At 50.7% G+C, this 22,921-nt stretch carries 20 protein-coding genes and 1 pseudogene; 4 read left to right on the top strand and 17 right to left on the bottom strand.

Translation table 11 applies throughout. The annotated features are described in order from the left end of the window. Window positions 1–2: 2 nt before the first annotated feature. Window positions 3–695 carry an SDR family oxidoreductase gene (locus IPL17_RS13985; protein WP_345307695.1) on the top strand — a complete coding sequence of 231 codons (693 nt, stop codon included), beginning with the start codon at window positions 3–5 and terminating at the stop codon, window positions 693–695. Between the two features lie 128 nt (window positions 696–823). Here the strand turns inward: IPL17_RS13985 and IPL17_RS13980 are convergent, their stop codons facing one another. The 17 genes and pseudogenes from IPL17_RS13980 to purL all read right to left on the bottom strand — a co-directional run bounded on the left by IPL17_RS13980 (window position 824) and on the right by purL (window position 20,173). After that, window positions 824–1,384 carry a hypothetical protein gene (locus tag IPL17_RS13980; RefSeq protein WP_345307694.1) on the bottom strand — a complete coding sequence of 187 codons (561 nt, stop codon included), beginning with the start codon at window positions 1,382–1,384 and terminating at the stop codon, window positions 824–826. A 52-nt stretch (window positions 1,385–1,436) separates the two neighbouring features. After that, window positions 1,437–4,682, bottom strand: a complete 3,246-nt coding sequence (gene carB, locus IPL17_RS13975) for a carbamoyl-phosphate synthase large subunit (protein WP_345307693.1) — start codon at window positions 4,680–4,682, stop codon at window positions 1,437–1,439. 202 nt (window positions 4,683–4,884) lie between these two features. Then, window positions 4,885–5,967 (bottom strand): glutamine-hydrolyzing carbamoyl-phosphate synthase small subunit, encoded by a 1,083-nt coding sequence (gene carA / locus IPL17_RS13970; RefSeq protein ID WP_345307692.1) that lies wholly within the window; start codon window positions 5,965–5,967, stop codon window positions 4,885–4,887. After that, window positions 5,964–7,319, bottom strand: coding sequence for an adenylosuccinate lyase (purB, locus tag IPL17_RS13965; protein ID WP_345307691.1), 1,356 nt, complete (start codon window positions 7,317–7,319; stop codon window positions 5,964–5,966). The genes carA and purB overlap by 4 nt, the downstream gene beginning before the upstream one ends. Before the next feature lie 3 nt (window positions 7,320–7,322). Further along, window positions 7,323–8,807, bottom strand: a complete 1,485-nt coding sequence (guaB, locus tag IPL17_RS13960; RefSeq protein WP_345307690.1) for an IMP dehydrogenase — start codon at window positions 8,805–8,807, stop codon at window positions 7,323–7,325. A 133-nt stretch (window positions 8,808–8,940) separates the two neighbouring features. Further along, window positions 8,941–9,510 carry a hypothetical protein gene (locus tag IPL17_RS13955; RefSeq protein WP_345307689.1) on the bottom strand — a complete coding sequence of 190 codons (570 nt, stop codon included), beginning with the start codon at window positions 9,508–9,510 and terminating at the stop codon, window positions 8,941–8,943. Next, on the bottom strand, window positions 9,511–10,113 hold the full coding sequence (gene purN / locus IPL17_RS13950) for a phosphoribosylglycinamide formyltransferase (protein WP_345307688.1): 603 nt from the start codon (window positions 10,111–10,113) through the stop codon (window positions 9,511–9,513). Window positions 10,114–10,151: 38 nt separating this feature from the next. Beyond that, on the bottom strand, window positions 10,152–11,315 hold the full coding sequence (locus IPL17_RS13945; protein ID WP_345307687.1) for a phosphoribosylaminoimidazolecarboxamide formyltransferase: 1,164 nt from the start codon (window positions 11,313–11,315) through the stop codon (window positions 10,152–10,154). Window positions 11,316–11,326: 11 nt separating this feature from the next. Then, window positions 11,327–12,334, bottom strand: coding sequence for a phosphoribosylformylglycinamidine cyclo-ligase (gene purM, locus IPL17_RS13940; protein ID WP_345307686.1), 1,008 nt, complete (start codon window positions 12,332–12,334; stop codon window positions 11,327–11,329). Beyond that, entirely contained in the window at window positions 12,331–13,203 is an 873-nt protein-coding gene (gene purD / locus IPL17_RS13935) for a phosphoribosylamine--glycine ligase (protein WP_345307685.1), read from the bottom strand. The genes purM and purD overlap by 4 nt, the downstream gene beginning before the upstream one ends. 13 nt (window positions 13,204–13,216) lie before the next feature. Next, window positions 13,217–13,556, bottom strand: a pseudogene (locus IPL17_RS13930) (hypothetical protein). 71 nt (window positions 13,557–13,627) lie between these two features. Beyond that, window positions 13,628–14,644: an amidophosphoribosyltransferase gene (locus IPL17_RS13925; protein ID WP_345307684.1), complete on the bottom strand. Its 1,017-nt coding sequence runs from the start codon at window positions 14,642–14,644 to the stop codon at window positions 13,628–13,630. Beyond that, window positions 14,634–15,095: a class II glutamine amidotransferase gene (locus IPL17_RS13920; RefSeq protein WP_345307683.1), complete on the bottom strand. Its 462-nt coding sequence runs from the start codon at window positions 15,093–15,095 to the stop codon at window positions 14,634–14,636. The genes IPL17_RS13925 and IPL17_RS13920 overlap by 11 nt, the downstream gene beginning before the upstream one ends. Further along, window positions 15,085–15,537 (bottom strand): AIR carboxylase family protein, encoded by a 453-nt coding sequence (locus tag IPL17_RS13915; protein WP_345307705.1) that lies wholly within the window; start codon window positions 15,535–15,537, stop codon window positions 15,085–15,087. Before IPL17_RS13915 ends, IPL17_RS13920 begins: the two co-directional genes overlap by 11 nt. A gap of 25 nt (window positions 15,538–15,562) precedes the next feature. Then, window positions 15,563–16,537: a phosphoribosylaminoimidazolesuccinocarboxamide synthase gene (locus IPL17_RS13910; protein ID WP_345307682.1), complete on the bottom strand. Its 975-nt coding sequence runs from the start codon at window positions 16,535–16,537 to the stop codon at window positions 15,563–15,565. A 21-nt stretch (window positions 16,538–16,558) separates the two neighbouring features. Beyond that, window positions 16,559–17,350 (bottom strand): phosphoribosylformylglycinamidine synthase I, encoded by a 792-nt coding sequence (gene purQ, locus IPL17_RS13905; protein WP_345307681.1) that lies wholly within the window; start codon window positions 17,348–17,350, stop codon window positions 16,559–16,561. Between the two features lie 30 nt (window positions 17,351–17,380). Next, window positions 17,381–20,173, bottom strand: coding sequence for a phosphoribosylformylglycinamidine synthase subunit PurL (gene purL, locus IPL17_RS13900; RefSeq protein ID WP_345307680.1), 2,793 nt, complete (start codon window positions 20,171–20,173; stop codon window positions 17,381–17,383). A gap of 160 nt (window positions 20,174–20,333) precedes the next feature. Between purL and IPL17_RS13895 the strand changes: the two genes are divergently transcribed. From IPL17_RS13895 to IPL17_RS13885, 3 genes are all read left to right on the top strand, one after another. After that, a complete protein-coding gene (locus IPL17_RS13895; RefSeq protein WP_345307679.1) occupies window positions 20,334–20,528 on the top strand; it encodes a hypothetical protein in 195 nt (64 codons plus the stop codon). 190 nt (window positions 20,529–20,718) lie between these two features. Next, a complete protein-coding gene (gene glnA / locus IPL17_RS13890) occupies window positions 20,719–22,125 on the top strand; it encodes a type I glutamate--ammonia ligase (protein ID WP_345307678.1) in 1,407 nt (468 codons plus the stop codon). A 132-nt stretch (window positions 22,126–22,257) separates the two neighbouring features. Then, on the top strand, window positions 22,258–22,887 hold the full coding sequence (locus IPL17_RS13885) for a LysE family transporter (protein ID WP_345307677.1): 630 nt from the start codon (window positions 22,258–22,260) through the stop codon (window positions 22,885–22,887). Window positions 22,888–22,921: the final 34 nt, after the last annotated feature.

Here is a 22,921-nt window from a genome sequence, read left to right as displayed (position 1 = left end):
TGATGGATAAACAGGATTTACATGGTAAGACCGCTATCATCACAGGTGGCAGTTCTGAAATAGCAGGCGAAGTTGCGCTGGCGCTTGCACGTGAGGGCGTGCAGGTTTGCCTTTGCGGTAGGAATGCCGATCTGCTCGAAATGGCGGCTAATAAGATTAAATTATTGGGGGGAGTTTGTTTGACGATCGTATCCGATCTGGACAGCCTAGAGGCGGCAGAATCAGTTGTCGAACAAGCACGTTCGACTTTTGGAAGCCTCGATATCCTGATTACGCTCTCTCCATTTTGGGCTGGCGGACAAATCCATAACCATAGTGTCAAGACTTGGGATCTAGTTCTTGGTGCGAATTTACGAGAACCATTTTTAATAGCACGCGCCGTTCTCCCTTTATTTCGTGAGCAAAAACACGGGGAGATCATGGCGATTGGGTCTGATTCCTCCATGGGGATATATCAACAGGATGGCGCATACGGTGTTGCAATGCACGCGCTGACCACGCTGATGGAGTTGATCCGTGTGGAAAATGTTGAGTTAGGCATCCGCACGCATATCCTTGCCCCTGGAGTTGCATTGACTGAGGATACAGATTCTGAAGGACGGCCAGCTTTGACCGTTGAGCACATTGGCGAATGGGCGGTCTGGCTGCTGACCCGCCCCGGGCATTTGCGAGGGAATGGACCGATTCTTATCTAAATTCAACGCATCCTTACACGAAAACAGCAGTAAGGCCAATGATCTACTCTGTGAAAAACTCAAGCATCAATACAACATGTCGCCAGCCATATTTTGGTCATATTTTTTTTTTTCTAAAAATGTACATGTTATTCCACTAGCCGTACGTCGGGGAAATAAATGGTGGGGAAGGAGAAATTCATCTGGGCAAACTTCCATCCCTCCGCTTCGTGTATAACGACAGCTGTGAAGCGTAATGCCCAGACAAACTTTTCACCACGCTGCAATTCATAGATGGTATTCGTCCCACCGCGCAATATATAATGTAGTTTCTGTTCAGCGGGTAGCTTTGAGTTGTCCAGGAATTTTCTGACGAATTCAAGATATGAGTCGTAGTTTTCTGTCCCGATGATTTTTGTGACTGTGGCTGCTGCGGCAACCCAACCTACATTCCCATGGTAGTGAATGGACATCGACTCCAGATCAAGTCGCAAATCCCCCCAATCCAGCCAGTCTCCTTCCACCAGTTCGCGGGCGGAGCTGCGGTCAATAAACCATTCATCAATGCCCGGTTTAATCCCGTTTGTGCCAATGACTTCAGCGTCAAGGGTGAATAATTCCATGAAGGGATCAAGTTGGGTTAGATCACGATGAATATATCCGTCTTGAAATGATTGCAGGAGCGCGCGAATTTCGTCACGTGGATTCATTGTGTATTTATCTCCATAAAAAAAACCTTCCTTTGCTAGGCAAGCTTATTTTTTACACCCGTTTATTTGACAAATAGTGTTGCTGCAAGCTGCGATATTTCAATTCATTTTTCCGCAAGGCCTGTATGGCGGAAACAGCGGCCATTGCTGCTGAGAGTGTGGTTAATAAAGGTACATTCATTGCAAGCGCGGCAGAACGAATTTCCGCACCGTCACTGTGGGCATGCGGACCAAGCGGGGTATTTAATACTAATTGGATCTTTCCTGACCGGATCAGATCTGTGATCTGTGTTGATCCGTCCATTGCTTTTTCTACAATGTCAACCGGCAGATTCGCTTTCTGGCACATATCCGCAGTCCCAGGCGTGGCGTAGAGGCGAAATCCCATTCGGTATAGATCACGCGCGAACTTCAAGCCTGCGCTTTTATCATAATCATTAACTGTAATAAGCACCGCTCCGTTTTGAGGCAGTCCCAATCCTGCGGCGATTTGTGATTTTGCAAATGCGTGACCAAAGCGGGAGGCATGCCCCATCACCTCTCCTGTAGAATGCATCTCTGGCCCAAGCAATGAGCTTGAGCCGGACAATTTCTTGAATGGAAGGACTGCCTCTTTCACAAAGAATCCATCCACGCGCGGCTCTTCCAAAATTCCGAGGCTTTCCAAGCTGCTGCCTGCCATGATTTGCGCAGCGGCGTAGGCGAGATTTAATCCAGTGGCTTTGCTGGCGTAAGGGACAGTTCGCGAGGCGCGCGGGTTCACTTCGAGAACACAGACAACTTCATCTTTTAACGCAAACTGCACGTTCATCAATCCGCGTACACCTAGGGCGAGTCCAAGCTGCTCCGTATATTCGCGCATAATCCCAAGGTGATAAGCGCTGACTTTATACGGAGGCAGGACACAAGCCGCGTCTCCCGAATGGACGCCCGCTTCTTCGATATGCTGCATAATCGCCCCGACAACGACTCGCTCACCGTCTGCGAGTGCGTCTACGTCAATTTCGAAAGCATCTTCCATGAATTTGTCGATCAGAATCGGTTGACCAGGAGCCGCCTCGATCGCCTTTTGAATGAATCCTGCCAAATGGGGTTCGGACTCCACTAGAGCCATTGCCCGCCCACCTAAAACAAAAGATGGACGCACCAAGACGGGATACCCGATTCTTTCAGCAATGACACGCGCCTCTTCAATGGAGCGTGCAATTCCGTTTTCTGGCTGGGGAATGTCCAACTCTTTGAGCAGTTTTGCAAACTCTTCGCGGTCTTCGGAAAGTTGAATGGCATGGGGTGACGTGCCTAAAATTTTCACGCCTGCCGCTTCAAGCCCCGCCGCGAGGTTGAGCGGAGTCTGTCCGCCGAATTGGACGATGACTCCGACAGGTTGTTCAATGTCAATCACGTTGAGGACATGCTCAAGCGTGAGCGGTTCAAAATACAAGCGGTCTGCGGTGTCGTAATCCGTTGAGACGGTTTCAGGGTTGCAGTTGTACATGATGGTTTCGTATCCCATCTTGGACAAGGCAAACGCAGCCTGACAACAGCAATAATCGAATTCAATTCCCTGCCCGATGCGGTTTGGTCCGCCGCCGAGGATGAGGATTTTCTGCTTATCCGTCGGGCGGGATTCGTCTTCCATTTCGTAGGCGCTGTAGAGATAGGGTGTCTGTGATTCGAATTCTGCGGCGCAGGTGTCGACTCTTTGAAATGTTGGTAATATGCCGAGCGATTTACGTAATTCACGAAATGAAGAATGATGAATGAAGAATGATGAATGTAAGAGCCGTGAAATATGCGAGTCCGCAAATCCCATTTGCTTTGCTTCACGCAGAAGCATTTTCAATTCTGCTTTCTCCATTCCGTATTCCGCATTCTGCATTCTGCCTTCTAACTTCTGCATTTCCTTCATTTGAGCAAGGAACCACAAATCATATCCACTTGCTTTGGAAATTTCTTCGAGCGAGATTCCCTGTTGAATGGCACGATAGACACGGAAGAGTCTGTCGGCGGTGGGGTGTTGCAGGGTGGCGAATGTTTCAGGTTCAGCGACCAACTCTCGGTTAGGACCAGAGGCGTCGAGTGCGTCCACGCCGATTTCGAGGGATTGAATCGCTTTGTTCAGGGCTTCGGGGAAGGTGCGTCCCAATGCCATCGACTCGCCGACGGATTTCATTTGCGGGCCGAGAGTCGAATCCACGCCAGGGAATTTTTCAAATGCCCAGCGCGGAATTTTGACGACGACATAATCGAGCGAGGGTTCGAAGGCGGCTTTGGTTTGACCAGTGATGTCGTTGGTGATTTCGTCGAGGGTGTAGCCGACGGCGACGAGCGCGGCGAGTTTGGCGATGGGAAAGCCCGTGGCTTTGGACGCGAGCGCGGACGAACGGCTGACGCGCGGATTCATTTCGATGACGACGACGCGGCCCGTTTTCGGGTCGACGCCGAATTGCACATTCGAGCCGCCTGTTTCAACGCCGACGGCAGATAGCACGCGATGAGCGAGGTCGCGCAGAATTTGATACTCACGGTCGGTGAGCGTTTGCGCGGGCGCGACGGTGATGCTGTCGCCGGTGTGGACGCCCATCGGGTCGAGATTTTCGATGGAGCACACAACGACAAAGTTATCGGCTTTGTCGCGCATCACTTCAAGTTCGTATTCCTTCCAACCGAGAACGGACTCTTCAAGCCACGCCTGACCAATTGGCGATTCAGAAATTGCGCTGCGGACAGCTTCGGGAAGTTGAGAAGGTTCGTAAACCCACGATGCGCCCGTACCGCCCATCGCAAACGAAGCGCGGACTAAAACTGGATAGCCAGTCTGCTTGATGATTTCTTCGGCTTCTTCAAACGAATATGCTGCTCCGCCATGCGGAATGGGAATACCAACTTTCTGCATGGTCTCGCGGAAAAGCAGACGGTCTTCCGCGGCTTTGATGGCATTGAGATTCGCGCCGATGAGTTGTACGCCATATTTTTCAAGTATGCCATTTTCGCTGAGTGCCAGTGCGAGGTTCAGTCCCGTTTGCCCGCCGACAGTGGGAAGCATGGCGTCGGGCTTTTCCTGCTCAATGATGGCCTCAAGAGATTCGACAGTGAGCGGCTCAATGTAAGTTGCATCCGCGATTTCGGGGTCGGTCATGATGGTGGCGGGATTCGAGTTGACCAATACTACGCGATAGCCTTCGGCTTTCAATGCTTTGACTGCCTGTGTGCCAGAATAATCAAATTCTGCGGCTTGGCCGATGACAATGGCTCCAGAGCCAGGGACGAGGATGGTGTGGATGTCAGTTCGTTTCATAAAACGCCCCGTTGGTCGAGTAGCCCCGAGCCTTGAGGGGCGCCGGCAACCACATCTTCAAAAATTTTTCTTCCCCTAAAACCCCGGGGGGCCCCCGCGGGCCCCCCTCCCCGACGACCAGAATTTTATTCATTATTTACCCCCAATCATTTTGAAGAATTCACCAAAGATATCATGCGCATCATGCGGGCCTGGCGCAGACTCAGGATGGAAATTGCACGCTAAACACAGGTTTGTTTTTCATTCGTAAGCCTTCAAGCGAGTCATCGTTCAAGCTCTTGTAAGTGATTTCCACTTCGTCTTTGTTCAAGTCGCCTTCGGTGACGCAGTAGTTATGATTCTGTGCGGTGATGAGTACTTTGCCGTTCGGCAAATATTGAACGGGATGATTCCCGCCGTGATGTCCAAACTTGAGGCGGTGCGTGTCAGCGCCCAATGCGCGCCCTATGAGTTGATGGCCGAGACAAATACCGAAGATTGGCACGCCGCTTTTGATGAGTCCGCTCACGGCTTCAACAGCATAGGGCAAGCCCGCAGGGTCGCCTGGGCCGTTGGATAAAAAGACTCCGTCGGGTTTCAAAGCCAGCACTTCATCGGCAGTTGTATCCGCAGGGACAACGGTCACATTCGCGCCGAAAGAAGAAAGATGGCGAAGGATATTTTCCTTAATTCCAAAATCATAAGCGACGATAGACCACGGACGATTGACCACTGCTGACTGATCACTGTCCACTGTCCACTGTCCACTGTTCTTCACCCATTTGCTTCCCTCATCATCCACCCAACGATAACTCTCCTTGCACGTCACTTCCTTAACCATGTCAAGGCCATCGAGTCCATCCCACTCATGAGCCATTTTCAATAAAGCTTCGGCAGCTGTTCCTTTTGTAGAGAGCGCGGCTTTTTGTGTGCCGCCGTCGCGCAGTTTGCGAGTCAGCCAGCGTGTGTCCACGCCGCTGATTCCAGGAACGTTGTGCTGAGTCAGCCAGTCAGATAAAGAAAGTGCCGAACGCCAGTTCGATACTACGGGACTCAAGGAACGGATAACAGTGGCAGAAACCTGAGGTTTTGCTGATTCATCATCTTCCAAATTGATGCCTACATTTCCAATGTGCGAAACAGTAAACAACACACCTTGTCCACGATATGAGGGGTCGGTGAGAATTTCCTGATAGCCTGTCATGCTGGTGTTGAAGACCAACTCAAACACGGCATCAGTCTCTGCGCCGAAGGCTTGACCTTCGATCACGGTTCCATCTTGTAAAACCAATGTTGCCAATTTCATTTTTTCACCACACGTTCCGTCAATTCAACAGCAAGCCCGAGATACATTTCAGGTGATAGTGTTTTTAGTTTTTCCCGCGTGGCATTATCTATATCAATCGCATCGCACCAGGCTTTGTAATCGGCTTCAGTCAAGACTCTTCCGCGGGTCTGTTCCTTCAACGATTCATATGCGTCTGATTTACCCGCGGCGCGCAGGATGGTTTGTGCGCCTTCGGAGATGACTTCCCAATGGGCATTTAACTCGGCTGTGAGTTTTTCTTCATCTGGAGCAATTCGCTTCAAACCACGCTGGAAGTTGGTCCATGCTAATAGGCTGTGACCCAACGCCGTGCCAAACGTGCGGCGGACGGTGGAGTCGGAGAGGTCGCGTTGCAGGCGTGAGACTGTCAACTTTTGGGCGTAGTGGGCGAAGAGCGAATTCGCCACGCCGAGATTGCCTTCGGCGTTTTCAAAGTCAATCGGGTTGACCTTCTGCGGCATGGTGGACGAACCGACTTCACCCGCCACGACGGCTTGTTTGAGATATCCATCGCTGATGTAACGCCAGATGTCTTGAGCAAAGTCATTCAGAATGGAATTCGTTAAACGGATGAGGTCAAAGTAACGGATCCAGTTGTCGTATGGGAGAATTTGGGTTGTGAGCAGGTTAGGTTCAAGATCGAAACTGGAAACAAATTTTTCGCTGAAAGAAATCCAGTCTATTTGAGGCGCGGCGGATTGCAGGGCGTTGAAGTTGCCGACAGCACCTGTCAGTTTGGCTTCGAATTTATGTGAAGCAATCTCCTCGTGTATCTTTTTGAAGCGAGCGATGTAAACAGCGAATTCCTTTCCTAATGTTGTGGGAACGGCGAATTGTCCATGTGTGCGGGCGAGCATGGGGGTGGATTTGTAGCACAGGGCAAGTTCAGAGAGATTCGATATTAGAGATTTGATATTCGGAAGAATGACCTCGTCTCTCGATTCTTTCAACGCAATGGCTTGACCAAGGCTATTTGTGTCTTCGGAGGTCAAGCCAAAGTGAATCCACGGGATCAAATCCTCGAGTGAGGTTTCCTGCAATTTGCTTTGGATGAAGTATTCAATAGCTTTGACATCGTGGCGAGTCTTGCGTTCGTATTCGAGGATCAATTCTGCGTCGGTGTCTGAGAAGTTTGCGAGAACTGATTCGAGGTACGCGGACTCAGAGTCGCTCAAGGGGCGCACCAAGCCTGTTTTGGAAAGAGCAGGCAAAAAGTTAAGTTCGACGCGTACTCTGTCGCGTAGAAAAGCAAACTCGGAGAAGTGGTCCCGCAGAGGCGATGTGGTCTCGGCGTAGCGTCCATCCAGAGGAGAGAGAAGGTGAAGGGTCATGTGTTATCGCTGGCTCAACTGATAGTTTGGGGCTTCCTTGGTAATAATAACATCATGCGGGTGGCTTTCGATGAGACCCGCGTTGGTGATGCGCGTGAGACGGGTCTTGGTGCGCAGGTCTTCGAGCGAGGCGGCGCCCGCATAGCCCATGCCCGAGCGCAGACCACCGACGAGTTGATAGACATACTCGCCGAGCGCGCCCTTATATGGCACGCGACCTTCGATGCCCTCAGGCACGAGTTTACCGCTGCCGCTCTGACCTGTTGCATAGCGATCCACGCCGTAGCCTTTCATCGCGCCGAGGCTGCCCATGCCGCGATATTCCTTGAAGCGGCGCCCTTCATACATCATTACTTCACCTGGCGCTTCTTCAAGACCCGCGAGCAGACTTCCAAGCATGACGGCATTGCCGCCCGCAACGATGGCTTTGACAATGTCGCCGCTGAACTTGATGCCGCCATCGGCGATGATGGCGACGCCATGTTTTTGCGCGGCGCGAGAACATTCAAAGATGGCGGAGACTTGCGGCATGCCCGCGCCTGAAACGATGCGCGTGGTGCAGATGGAACCCGCACCGACTCCAACTTTGATTGCGTCTGCTCCTGCTTCGACGAGTGCATCCACGCCTTCGGCTGTTACTACGTTACCTGCGAAGATAGGCAGGTCTTTCCATGCGCCTTTGATGCGGCGAATGGTTTCGAGCACGCCTTTGGAATGTCCGTGCGCGGTGTCGATGGTAACCACATCTACACCTGCTTTGAGCATGAGGTCAACACGAGTTTCGACATCCTTGCCCACACCGACGGCTGCACCAACAATGAGACGACTTTTGGAGTCGGTGGAGGCGTTGGGATAATCACGCGCTTTTTGAATATCCTTGACGGTGAGCAGTCCTTTGAGGATGCCGTGCTCATCCACCAACGGAAGTTTTTCGATGCGATATTTTTGCAGGATGTCCCTTGCGTCTTTCGCAGAGATGCCGACTTTAGCAGTGACGAGTTTTTCTCCGCTGGTCATGAACTGACTGACGGGCAGATTGTAATCAGACGGCTCGACAAAGCGGATGTCACGATTGGTGAGGATGCCAACGAGCTTACCATGTTCATCCGTGATCGGCACGCCGCTGATGTGATACGTGGACATGATCTCTTCGGCTTTGCTAAGCGGCGCATCGGGCTGTAAACTGATCGGCTCGACGATCATGCCTGATTGTGAACGCTTGACCTTTTCCACTTCGGCGGCTTGGGCTTCGGGCGGCATGTTGCGGTGGATGATGCCCATGCCGCCTTCACGTGCCAAGGCAATTGCCAGCCGCGCTTCGGTGACCGTGTCCATGGCGGCGGAGAGGATCGGGACGTTGAGTTGAATGCTCGGCGTGAGTTGGACGCGTACGTCCGTTTCGTTCGGCAAGACTTCAGTGTAGCCAGGGACGATAAGGACATCGTCGAAGGTGAGGGAGTCAAAGCGGTCAAAAAGTTCTTCGTTCATTATTTATCTCCTTGTATTAAGGTGACAGTCACTTTGGAAGTGGCTGTCACCTGTCGCCTATCAAGGGTTTCTGACTTTGATAAACGGACTTTATCACGGTCGCCTCTACGCTTGCAGAACAATAGCGGTTTATTCATTTGTTCAAGTAGGCGTGAATGGCGGTATCGTAATGCGCAGTGGAAGCAAAACCCTTAATAGCAAGTTTGGTACGGGTTTGAGCGGAGATGCCGCCAGTGCGGATTTCATCTAGAACAGAATTGTAATCGGCTGGATCGCAGACGAGTGTCACACGTTCGTGATTCTTCGCTGCGGCGCGGATGAGGGTCACGCCGCCGATGTCGATGTTTTCGATGGCGTCAGCATAAGTGACATTGGGTTTGGCGATGGTCTCTTCAAAGGGATAGAGATTGACGGCGACAAGGTCAATGTAATCCCAGCCGAGGTTGAGGAGTTGTTGGTGGTCTTCGTCTGTGGGGCGGGCGAGGAGTCCACCGTGGATGGCGGGGTGGAGAGTCTTGACGCGTCCGCCAAGGATTTCGGGCGACTTGGTGTAATCCGCGACTTCGTTGACGGGGATGTGATTGTCGCGCAGCAGTTTGGCTGTCCCACCAGAGGCAAGCAGAGTCCAGCCGAGGGAGGCGAGTCCTTGGGCGAATTCGACGAGTCCAGTTTTGTTGTGGACGGAGAGAATGGCTGTAGGCATTTAATAACTCCTTGTAGCTTTTTCTTCAAGAATTTTCTTGAGTGTGTTGACTAATAAAACGTGTTCTGTTTGATGAACTCGTGCTTCCAGTGTTTCGAGCGTATCTTCTTTATTGATCGAGACAATCTCCGTTGCCAACACGGGACCATTGTCCACGCCTCCATCGGGGACGAGGTGAACCATGACACCCGTATGATCGATCTCGCCGCGTTGATAGGTTTCGAAGGCGCGTTCGATGGCGTGTGTGCCAGGGAAAGTATCGGGCAGGGCGGGGTGAAGGTTGATGACTTTGTTCGGAAAAGAAGAAAGAAAGGAAGATGAAAGAATCCGCATCCAGCCAGCGAGGATGATGTAGTCAGGTTGTTTAGCGGTCACGTAGTCGGCTAATCGCTGGTCATATTCCTGTCGTGTTTCGTTAGGAAGTTTTGCAAAGTGGATGCATTCAATTTTTGCATTCTTCGCACGGACAAGTCCGTAGGCATCCGCTTTGCTGGAGATGACGCAAACCACAGAAGCGGGAAGTTCACCTGATATACAGGCGTCGAGGATGGCTTGCAAATTGGAGCCATTGCCAGATATGAGGACAATAAGACGTTTGGTCATAAGTAGATTTAGTAGGGGCGAATCGCGATTCGCCCCTACTAGTGATGCAGACCTGAGAAGACCATGGTCATGCCGTATTCGTCGCAGGCAGCAATGACATCTTCATCACGGTTGGAGCCACCAGGTTGCAGGACGTATTTCACTCCACTCTTGGCGGCGCGGTCAATTGAGTCTCGGAAGGGGAAGAACGCATCGGAGCCGAGCATGACATTGCTGAGACCGTCGAGCCATGCACGGCGTTCTTCGGCAGTCAGTTGCCTCGGGATTTCAGTGAAGACATTCACCCAATTCTTTTTCTCTTCGTAAGTGACATCGGGTTGCAGGAACTGGTCAATGGCGTTGTCGCGGTCGGGGCGTTTGACGCCTTCCTTGAACGGAAGCGCTAGCACGGATGGATGCTGGCGAAGACGCCACAAGTCCCCTTTGGAACCAGCGAGACGCGCACAATGCACCCGCGATTGCTGTCCCGCGCCGACACCGATGGTCTGTCCATCGGTCACGTAACACACAGAATTGGATTGCGTGAACTTGAGCGTGATCCATCCGATGAACATATCGCGGATGGCAGACTCGGATAGGTCTTTTTTCTTCGTCACGATGTTGGCAAAATCTTCACGGGTCACAATGCGGTCGTTTCGGCGCTGCTCCATGCTCACGCCGAAGACTTGGCGCGTCTCGGTCAACTGCGGTTCGTAGGCAGGGTCAATTTGCACCACCGCATATTTGCCTTGTTTCTTTTTCTTCAAAATCTCCAGCGCCTCAGGCTCGTACGCGGGCGCGATCACACCATCGGATACCTCACGTGAGATCAGTTTTGCTGTGGGAACGTCCACCGTATCAGATAATGCAATGAAATCGCCGAACGATGACATCCTGTCCACGCCGCGGGCGCGGGCGTAGGCGGTGGCGAGAGGCGAGAGTTCCATGTCATCTACAAAATAAATTTTCTTGAGGATATCGGTCAAGGGGACGGCGACGGCGGCTCCCGACGGGCTGACATGTTTGAACGAAGCCGCCGCAGGCTGACCGACGACCTGCTTCAGCTCCCGAACCAGTTGCCACGCGTTGAGCGCGTCTAGCAAATTGATGTAGCCTGGCGAACCGCCAAGGACGGTGATGGGCAAGTCACTGCTATCTTGCATGTACACGCGGGCAGGAGATTGATTGGGGTTGGTTCCGTAGCGGAGGGTGAGGTCTTTCATAAATAATTCCTTTAGTTCAAAATGACTTTGTGTTCACCAGCGATCAATTCACCGATGATGAAAGTAGGTTCTGGGATGGATGATTGCAGACCGCTGGCAATGGATTTGTCCACGATGGCGACCATGCCGATGCCCATGTTGAAGACGCGGTACATTTCTTCGGTGGAGATATTACCCTTTTCTTGAATCAATTTCCAAAACGGTGGGACTTGCCATGCATTCAAATGAATCACTGCACTTAGATTTTCTGGCAATACGCGCGGAATGTTCTCGATGAAACCACCGCCTGTGAGATGTGCCAAGGCTTTGACCTTGTCGAGATGCGGATAGAGCGCATTGAAATACGAACGATGCGGAGCGAGTAATGCGTCTGCGAGTGAGCAGCCGAGTTCGGGGTGAACAGATTCTAAATCCGCGCCTTCGAAGACTTTGCGGATGAGCGAGTAGCCGTTGGTGTGCGGTCCGCTGGAGGAGAGACCAAGGATCAGGTCACCAGCGAGCAGGTTCGGGCGGGGGAGGAGGCGGGAGCGTTCCAATACTCCGACGATCGTGCCAGCCACGTCAAATTCTCCATCGCGATACACGCCAGGCATTTCCGCTGTTTCGCCACCGAGCAATACGATGCCCGACTCTTTGCAGGCTTCGGCGATGCCTGTCACCACATCCGCGGTTTGTTCGGGATTCAATTTTGAGGCGGCGAAGTAATCCATGAAAAAAAGCGGACGCGCGCCTTGCACGAGAATGTCGTTGATGCAGTGGTTGACGATGTCGTGACCGATGCCGCGATAACGACCGACCGACGCGGCGAGTTTGACCTTGGTGCCAACGCCATCGGTGGACGCGACGAGCACGGGGCTGTCCATTTGCTTGAGCGCGGAGGCATCGAAGAGACCGCCGAACGAACCGATGCCCGCGAGCACGGATTCGTTGTAGGTGGCTTTGACCGAATCTTTCATCAACTCAACGGCGCGATTGCCTGCGTCGATATCCACACCCGAAGAAGCATAAGAGTTTGTCATTTGGCACCTTCTAATGCGCGGAATGCAATGTCTTTGCGATATTGCATTCCGTTAAATGTGACTTTGTCAATATTTGCATAAACTTTCTTGACCGCGCTGGCAATGTCATCTGCCCATACAGTCAGACCAAACACACGCCCGCCTGACGTGATGAGATTTCCGTTTTCCGTTTTCGTGCCTGCGTGAAAACAAACCATATCATTGGGGAGTTTTTCGATGGTTACGACTTTGCCACTCTCCACTTTTTCAGGGTAGCCCTTGCTTGCCAGCACCACACAGACCGCCGCATTGTCTTTCCATTGAATGTTGATGTTGGCTAAATTTCCATCTGCACAAGATGTGGCGATTTCAAGCAAGTCCGTTTCTAGAAGCGGAAGCACCACCTGCGTTTCAGGGTCACCGAAGCGACAATTGAATTCCAATGTGCGGATGCCGTTTGGCGTGAGCATCAAACCTGCATACAGCACACCGATGAATGGATTACCTTCGCTTTTCATCCCATTTACGGCGGGCTTCAAAACATTTTCAATCGCTTCATTCATCATCTCGGATGTAAAGATCGGCGCAGGAGCATACGCACCCATGCCGCCTGTATTCAATCCTTTATCGCCATCCAGCAAACGTTTGTGGTCTTGCGCGGGCAACATCGGCACAACGGATGTTCCATCCGTGAACGCCATGAGCGAGACTTCCTGCCCTGTCATTCGTTCTTCAATGATCACTTCCGCGCCCGCTTCGCCAAATACTTTCTTCACCAAAATCTCTTCGAGTGTAGACTTTGCCTCTTCATCCGTTTCAGGCAGGATCACGCATTTGCCTGCTGCCAGTCCCGACGCCTTGATGACAATCGGATAATCAATGGATTCCAAATATCGAACGGCTTCATCGTAATTGGAAAAAGGTCGCGTACTTCGCGGTTGGGATGTTGTGCCTTGCCATGAAATCCTTTGCAAATGACTTCGACGCTTCGATCTGAGCCGCGGCTTGACTCGGTCCGAAGCAGCGGATTCCCTTCGCCGAAAGCGAATCCACCAACCCTGCTGCCAATGGCGCTTCGGGACCGACGATCACCAGGTCAATCTGTTTATCTTTGCAAAACAGCAACAGCCGTATGGTCATCCATGGATATCCCGTTGATATTCTCTGACAATTCCGTTGTCCCAGGGTTGCCAGGCAAGGCATATAACTTTGTCAACTTCGGCGATTGACTGACCTTCCACATGATCGCATGTTCCCGCCCGCCCGAACCAATGACCAGCACATTCATATCTTCAACCTCATTTACTCATCCGTTTATTTAGTGCCTCTTTCAAACCCTGTTTTCACAGACAACAAATCCACAGGGATGGGATACTTCCCCGTAAAACACGCCTGACAAAATCCATCCGTGCGCTGAACCGCTTTCATCATGCCGTCCACAGAGAGATAGTACAAACTGTCCGCGCCAACATGCTTACGGATTTGCTCAACTGTCCGATTATGGGCGATCAGATCTTCCTGTCTGCCCATGTCCACGCCCATAAAACACGGATGAACAATCGGCGGACAAGTGATCGCTACATGTACTTCCTTCGCGCCCGCATTCTTCAACAGCTTGATCAGCGGACCTGTTGTATTTCCACGAACAATGCTGTCGTCAATCATCACCACACGTTTATCGCGGACATTTCCATTGATGACATTGAACTTCAACGCCACGCCACGCTTACGCAAAGAATCCGTTGGTTCAATAAACGTTCTTCCAACATATCTATTCTTGATAAAACCATCGTTGTAAGGGATACCGCTCACATGCGAAAACCCAATTGCCGCAGGAATAGATGAATCGGGCACAGGGATAACCACATCCGCAAATCGTCCGTTTTCATCCGTGATTTCGTGACCAAGTCCGTTTACGACTTCGCGGGCTAATTCTTCCCCCAACCTTTGGCGTACATGATGGACATTGATCCCATCCCACGTCTGGTCGGGACGCGCAAAATAAATATGCTCAAAGATACACATCGCCGAAGGCTTAATTGATGGAAGCGCCTGCATTACCTTCAAAGCATTATTCGATAATGAAATTACTTCCCCGGGCTTCACATCGCGGATGGCTTCACATCCCAAAGTTTGCAATGCGCCTGTCTCCGAAGCCACTGCATGCCCGCCGCTTGGCAGCATCCCAATACAAAGCGGACGAACCCCCCACGGGTCACGCACGGCATATACACAGTCGCGAGTCAATATCACCAGCGAATACGCACCGGCCCATTTCTTCATCGCGGTCTTGATCCGCTCTTCCCACGTCGTACCGCCGTTACGCGCCAAGCATCATCGTCATTACTTCCGTATCTGAAGACGATGAAAAGCCTACCCCTTGTTGCATCAATTCATTTCGCAGTTCGGATGAGTTAACCAAATTTCCATTATGTGCCAAAGCCAGCGGACCATGCATCGTTTCGATCATGAATGGCTGAGCATTTCGTTCTGAAGACGAGCCTGTGGTCGAGTACCGTGTATGGCCAATCGCATAATGCCCGCTCAATTTTTCCATGACCCCTGGTGTGAAGACCTGTGCCACCAACCCCACACCCTTGTGCATCGAAATCGCCTGTCCATCCGCCACAGCGATTCCCGCCGCCTCCTGTCCGCGGTGCTGCAACGCGTATAGGCCAAAGAATGTCATACGCGCCACATCTTCGTTTGGCGCAAAAATGCCGATCACACCACACTCCTCTTTTGGATGATCGCTGAAGGCCAGGTACTGACTATTGGACACTTGCATCGTCCCTAGTGATTGTTTCTGCTGCCCGTTTCTGACTCGCTTTTACCTGTTCCCGCACTTCGGCATTCGTTACACCGAATATTTTTGCCGCTAACAGCGCCGCGTTGGCGGGTTCCAACACCACCGCAGGCGCGATCCCGGAAGGCATCCGCAGCGACGAGAACACATCCGCACCGCCAAAGGAATCAGATGGGGGAGGGCATGCGATCACAGGCGCGCTGACGGAGCCATCTGTGAATCCGCTCAATGCATTGCTTCGCCCCGCCACTGTGACGTACACTTTTGGGCGGCCATCTGCTTCATACTCGGTCAAAATGGAAATCGCATGATGAGGTGTCTTGTGTGCAGATGCAATCCGCAATACCGTTTCCAATCCGTATTGTTTGCAGGCATCGGATATTTTTGTACAATGCTCCATATCTGCCTTCGAACCCATCAAAATCACAACCAATGGTTTGACATTATTTAATTACTCCTGCCTTTTTCAAGTTCTTGTTTATCCTTTGTTCAACGGGATAATCACCCGCATTAAACATTTTGCTTGTCAATAATTCATAGATCGTGATGTAACGCTCGCTGGCGGATACCCATAAATCTTCAGGCATGGATGGAACCTCTCCATCGCCACGATAGCCCTTGTTTGCATACGCAATGCGGACAAATTCCTTATCAAAATTTTCAGGGTCTTTACCTGTTGCAAAGCGCGCTTCATACGAATCCGATTTCCAAAAGCGCGAGGAATCAGGTGTGTGGACTTCATCGATTAAGACTAAACTGCCGTCGGATGCAATTCCAAATTCATATTTCGTATCGACAAGGATCAGGCCTGCCTTGAGAGCCAACTCTTGACCGCGTTTGAAGACGGCAAGTGCAGCATTTTGCACTTGATCCCATGTATGTTTATCTAGCAAGCCTTTTTCAACGACCTCGGCACAAGTCAGACGCTCGTCATGTCCTGTTTGGCCTCCTTTGGTTGTCGGTGTGATGATCGGTTCTGGCAGTGCGGAATTTTTCTGTAATCCATCTGGGAATGTGTAACCGTAGATTTCTCGTTCACCCAATGAATATCGATACCACAAGGCTGTAGAGGTTACCCCTGTGATATATCCTCGCACGATGACTTCAACCAAAATCGGTGTTGCTGTTTTTACAATGGACACATTCGGGTCGGGCAATGAAACGATATGATTGGGGATGATGTCTTGAGTTTGCTCAAACCACCAGGCAGATAGCTGGTTTAGCACCTGTCCCTTGTAGGGTACTCTTGCCAGAACGCGGTCAAATGCAGAGAGGCGGTCTGTGGTGACCATGACCCTTTGTCCGCCGGGCAGATCGTACCAATCGCGCACCTTGCCCGACTGCCTTCCTGGTAATGGCAGATTCGTTTCATCCAATGCGTTTGGAATTAATTTCAATAGTTCATTTTGTGAGATCATTTTTATCCTCTAAGTAAAACATCAAATTTGAGCTGCATATTTCACGCCGTTTTCAAACAACTTCAAGCCGCTTCCACCTGTTTCTCCGCGCGTGTGGCGTGGATTTTGCCAGTAATGGATATGGTTTTCAGGATGCGGCATTAAGCCAAGCACATTACCTTCAGGATTGCAAATTCCGGCAATGTCGAGAACGGAACCATTGGGGTTAATGGGATATTCGCCATCTGCTGGTGAACCGTCTGGGCGAATGTATGTAAGCGCGATTTGGTCTTGTTCAAGAAAAGAAGAAAGCGGAAAGAGGTTGTTGGTTTGAAAGTTGCCTTCGCCGTGAGCAACGGGACAAATAATATTCTCACCCAAATCTTTTGTCCAAATAGAGTTTTGGGAAATCGGTTTTATTTTTACCCAGCGGCATTCAAAGTGACCCTGCTCATTAAATGTCAAGGTTGCAGTAGAGTTTTTATTTTGTCTTTCACCTTTCTTTTCTCCCGGCAAAATTCCTGACTTCACTAAAGCTTGAAATCCATTACAAATGCCAATGACAGGTTTGCCAGATTCGACAAATGCAGATATTTCCTCTTCAAAATAAGATGCCAGATCAAGTGCAAGCAGTTTGCCTGCGCCCAAGGCGTCTGCGTAGGAAAAACCGCCAGGAACGACAAGCAGTTGAAAGTCAGAGAGAAGCGTTTTGTTCATTCGTAATTCGTTGAGTGGAATCCCGGTCGCGTCTGCGCCTGCGAGAGTCAATGCTTCCATGACGTCAAGATCGCGGTTGGAGCCGTGGGCTTGGAGGATGAGGGCTTTTGGTTTCATAGGCAGCAATGAGTGAACGTTTCGCGTGAATTATGAAAGGTGAATATTGAACGCATGCACAAGTTCCTCTACGAGAATTTCTTCAAAAGCGATTTTAAGGATAGGAGCTGCAATGACTGTGCCGATTTTTTTGCAGGGTAAGTCGGCGAATTGTTTTTCAAAGGCGGATACGTTTAATGGTGAGACTTCAAGGAGAAGGCATCCATTGACTTCGCTGAATAGGCCTGAGGTTTCAATATTTAGTTCCATGCCGAGACGTCCGCCGATGCACATCTCTGCAGCAGCAACAGTGAGACCGCCCTCGCTAAGATCGTGGGCGGAACGGACATAGCCGTTCCGTATGACTTGGTGCAAAGCACGATAGGTTTGCAGGGTGGAAGTTGGGACATCTGGAACAGGTTTTTGCTCGGCGGGAAATTCGCCTATAAGATAAATGAAGTTGCCCGCATCTTTTAAATCCATCGTGATCGTTTGAGTAATATCTTCTATGACGCCAATTGCGGAGATAAGCAAAGTGGGTGGAATTGAATGACGCAAGTTATCCGCGCCGATATATTCGTTGTTGAGCGAGTCTTTACCACTGATGAAAGGTGTGCCATAGAACAGGGCTGCGTCGTGACAGCCGCGACAGGCTTCAACGAGCGAACCAAGCGTTTCTGGACGAAGCGGATCCCCCCAGCAAAAATTATCGAGGATGGCGATATGATCTGGATCTGCACCAACTGCGACAGCGTTGCGAACGGCCTCATCCACCACACACCAGGCCATTTTATAGGCATTGTGTTTGCCGTATCCGGGATTGATGCCGTTGGAGAGCACAATCCCTTTTTTGCCGCGTGTTCCAATTGGTTTGATGGCCGCCGCGTCGGAGGGAGCATCCGCCTCGATCCCAGTCAGCGGCTTTATCACTGTGCCGCCCTGTACTTCGTGATCGTAGATTCGGATGATGGAGGCTTTGCTGGCGATGTTGGGCGAGGATAGGAGGGAAAGTAGACTCTCTTTAATATTTCCGGTTTGCGTGGGACGAATGGCGTTTTTTGTTTCAGACGGTTGATTGGTAATGACCGCTTTTAGTTGTCTCTGTGGAAGACCTTCATGTAAAAAATCATTATCCATATTCACAATGATCTTTTCATCATAGCGGACAACGAGACGATCGTCACCAGTGAATGCGCCTATGTCAGTCAGTTCGGTATCGAAGGTGTCGCACAGTTTTTGTAAATCTGAAATTTTTTCTGGCGACACTGCCAGCACCATGCGCTCCTGCGCTTCGGAGAGCCATATCTCCCATGGGGCAAGACCGGGATACTTCAAGCGGACTTTGGTCAACTCTACATCACAACCAAGCTTAGATGCCATCTCGCCAACTGCGGAAGAGAGGCCGCCCGCGCCACAGTCCGTGATGTCATTGTATAAGCCCAAATCTCTTGCGCGAACAATGACATCGATCAGGCCTTTTTCGGTGATCGGGTCGCCAATCTGTACCGATGCGCCTGAGACTTCACCCGTTTGCGCGTCCATCATCATGGAGGAGAATGTCGCGCCGCGCAATCCGTCGCGTCCCGTCCGACCGCCAATCACGATGACTCGATCGCCGGTTTGAGGATTCTTTTTGTGTTTACCTTTGGGGGCGATACCTACACAACCGCAAAAGACGAGTGGATTGGCTGTGTAGCCTTCGTCATAAAGAATCGCGCCATTAACGGTGGGTATGCCAATTTTATTCCCGTAATCCTGCACACCTGCAACGACCCCTGATTGCATGCGGCGTGGGTGCAAAACACCTTCGGGTAATGAATTTTGATTCGTGTCCAGCGGACCAAAACATAGGATATCTGTATTTGCGATAGGTTTTGCAGAAACGCCGAGAATATCGCGTATGACTCCGCCGACACCTGTGTTCGCGCCGCCAAAGGGTTCCACCGCTGACGGATGGTTGTGAGTTTCTGCTTTGAAGGAGATCTCGAATTCATCGTCAAAGTCAATGATCCCGGCGTTATCGACAAATGCTGAAATAACCCAAGGAGCATTGATCTTTTCCGTTGCGGATTTGAGATATGTTTTTATCAACGAATCGATGACTTTTCCGTCGTCAAGAGTTATTTTCGCTTTGAATGTTTTGTGTACGCAGTGTTCGCTCCATGTTTGAGCGATGGTCTCAAACTCAACATCGGTCGGGTCGCGCTCTTCTCTTACGAAATAATCCTGAATCGCTTGCATCTCTGCCAGATCTAACGCGGCGCGCCGCTCTTTGGAGAGATCGAGTAGTTCATTAAATGTCAGGGAACGAATGGGAATTGTTTCCACGGCTCCGCTTGATTCAATTTCCTGTGGAAAGGATGGCGCAATTTCATCAATGCTCCAATGTTGAATGATATTGTTGGCGAGTAAGCTTTTGGCAATCGATTGCGTTGTTGAAATCTGGTCTGAAGTTTTATCAAATCTTAAAAGAAAACGCTGCCCGGTCGCCGCGCGTTGGATTCCTGGAATTCCGATCTCATGTGAAGCGCGGACAATTTGCTCAGCGACAGGGTCGGTCACGCCGGGCCGAAGGGCAACTTCCAGAATAACAGCATCAGTTTCGGAAGGGGGGAGGCGCGCAGGTAATTCTGTCCATGTACCTGATTGAGTCACCGGGTCAGTTAAAAGTTTGAGAGCCAACTGCTGCAACTCTTCATGCGACAGTCGGCCCTCGATAAAGTAGAGTTCCTGAACGGTGATGCTTTGCAAATGCCGGAACCCAAGCGCGTAAGCATTGTTTAAATACCCAGCCGTTCTCGGATCATTATTTTTGGTGTGGATGAGAAATTTATATATGGGCATAATGTATTCCTGTTTGAAACAGCCGTCATTTTACCTCTGGTAATTTGTCTAGTCAACACCTGGGGTTTGCGTTTCTGATTTTGGTTTCTGATAAATCCAAAGCCAACTATTTTTCGCTGAATGCCTTGGAGTATGTCAGGGCGGCTTTGAAATTACCTGCGTGGCGCAGGCGGTTTTTGTCGTTGATCAGAAAGGCTTTGTTGCTGCGTTAGCCTTGGTGATGACACCAGCTCGGGTGGTGTATATTTTTAAATTCACCCAAATGGGGAATGGTTATATTGCTTCAAAAACATACAATAAGAAATATAAAGAATTTCTGTTTTGTGACCACGCTCGAGATGTGGCAAATGATTAAGAAGTTTCAGCCTTGTCCTGGGCTGTTGCTCTCTCCTTAGCAAGTCCCTGAAAGGGAAAAATAAAGTGGATGGGTGCTTCCATCCACTTTATTTTTTAAGTACCCGTTTGGGTAATAGACTTACCCATTACCCTGCCTCTATAATGCCGTCAACAAAATAAATTAATTCATTGTAAGGAGAAAGACAATCATGGCAAAGACAATTAAAGAAGTTTTGGAATTGGCAAAAGGCGTTCAGGTTGTGGACCTGCGCTTCATTGACTTACCTGGTACCTGGCAGCATTTCACCATGCCAGTTCAGCGTCTGACAGAGGATTTCTTCAATGAAGGTATTCCCTTTGACGGCTCGTCCATTCGCGGCTTTCAGGAAATTCACGAATCAGACATGCTCCTCAAGGCTGATCCTGATACCGCCTTTATTGACCCCACAGCCATCACTCCCACCTTGGTGATTTCCTGCAACGTCTTCGACCCATTCACTGAAGAACCTTATTCACGCGATGCGCGTTACGTGGCACAAAAAGCCGAAGCGTACTTAAAAAGCACGGGTCTCGCGGAAACAGCTTATTTCGCACCTGAGGCGGAGTTCTTCGTCTTCGACGGCATTCGCTACACATCAACTCCGCATGAATCATCCTTCTCCATCGCATCGGAAGAAGCCTGGTGGAGCAGCAACCGCGAAGGCGGTTTTGGGGGACAGATCCAGCCGAAACGCGGTTATTTCCCAACCTCCCCGACCGACACCCTTCAGGAACTCCGCAACAAATTTATGCTTGCCATGCAAGCCGCCGGCGTCGCAATGGACTTGCATCACCACGAAGTCGCCACCGCTGGTCAGAGCGAAATGTCCATGCACTTCACCACGCTCACGCGCATGGCTGATGATCTTCTGCTTTACAAATACGTTATCAAGAACGTTGCCCGCCAGAACGGCAAAACCGTTACCTTTATGCCCAAACCCATCTTTGGTGATAACGGCTCCGGTATGCATGTTCACTCCTCGCTTTGGAAGGACGGCAAAAACGTCTTCTTTGATGAAAAGGGTTATGCGGGTCTTTCCCAAACTGCCATTTATTACATCGGCGGTTTGCTTAAGCATGCTCCTGCGTTGCTCGCCCTGACTTCGCCGACCACCAACTCATATCGCCGCCTCGTGCCTGGTTACGAAGCACCTGTCAACATCGCTTACTCCCAGCGCAATCGCTCGGCCATCTGCCGCATTCCTGCGAACAAAAGCTCCAAGGCAAAGCGTGTCGAGTTCCGCGCGCCAGATGCTACAAGCAATCCCTATCTCGCGTTCTCTGCTATCCTCATGGCTGGTCTTGATGGTATCTTGAATAAGATTGATCCCGGTCAACCTCAGGACCGCGATCTGTACGAATTGCCCGCTGAAGAGAAGAAGCTCATCAAACAGGTTCCTTCCAGCCTCAGCGAAGTGCTCGATGCTCTCGAAGCCGATCATGAATTCCTGCTCAAGGGCGGCGTCTTCACTCCTGACCTGCTCGAAGAGTACATCAAGTACAAGCGCACCTATGAAGTGGATGCTATTCGTCTGCGCCCAACCCCGCACGAATACGTCATGTACTTTGACGCCTAACAGACTGTAAGCCGCTTCACGCTTCGCAGACACTGACAGCTGGTTGCAGACCAATAGGCCTGTAACCAGCTGTCGCCTTATTCTCACACGATAGGGGTTGGGGTAACCCGCTCCTTTTAACCCAAAATAGCCATGCACACTACACTCTTTATCTCCTCATTCGTTCTCGCAATCTCCTTCTGCGCTCCGCCTGGCATTATCACCGCTGAGACGGTTCGCCGCGGTTCTGCCCGTGGTTTTACCCCGGCCTTGTATGTTCAATTCGGCTCCCTCGTAGGTGACACAACCTGGGCGATCATCGCGCTGACCGGGCTGGCGTTTCTCATTCAAAACCCGATTGCCAAAACCATTCTTAGCTTGATCGGCATCTTACTGATGTCCAAACTTGCATGGGATGCTTTCAAAGATGCCCGTCACGGTAATGGACTGAGCACTTCCGAGTCCACATCTGTGCATGGAGATTTTGCCAGCGGCGCATTTCTCTCCCTTGGAAATCCGCTCAACATTGTTTTCTGGACAGGTCTCGGCACGACCGTCTTTGCTTCCATTACAGGCGGGCCGCAACCGATTCATTTTTTTGTATTCTTCGCTGGTTTTCTGGCTGGCGCGATCCTATGGTGTTTTGTAATGGCGAGTCTCGTCGCTTGGGGCAAACAATGGATGACAAACAATTTCTTCCGTTGGATTAATATCACCTGCGGAGCCGCCATGGTCTATTTTGCCATTCAACTTGGTCTGCAAACCGCGCAAAGTTTGATTTAACGAGTGGGGCAGAATCTTTTTTCCCTTGTATATA

This window comes from Candidatus Villigracilis saccharophilus (genome assembly GCF_016711665.1).
The sequence above is the reverse complement of the archived record's forward strand: the minus strand, read 5'-3'. Positions and strand labels throughout refer to the sequence as shown.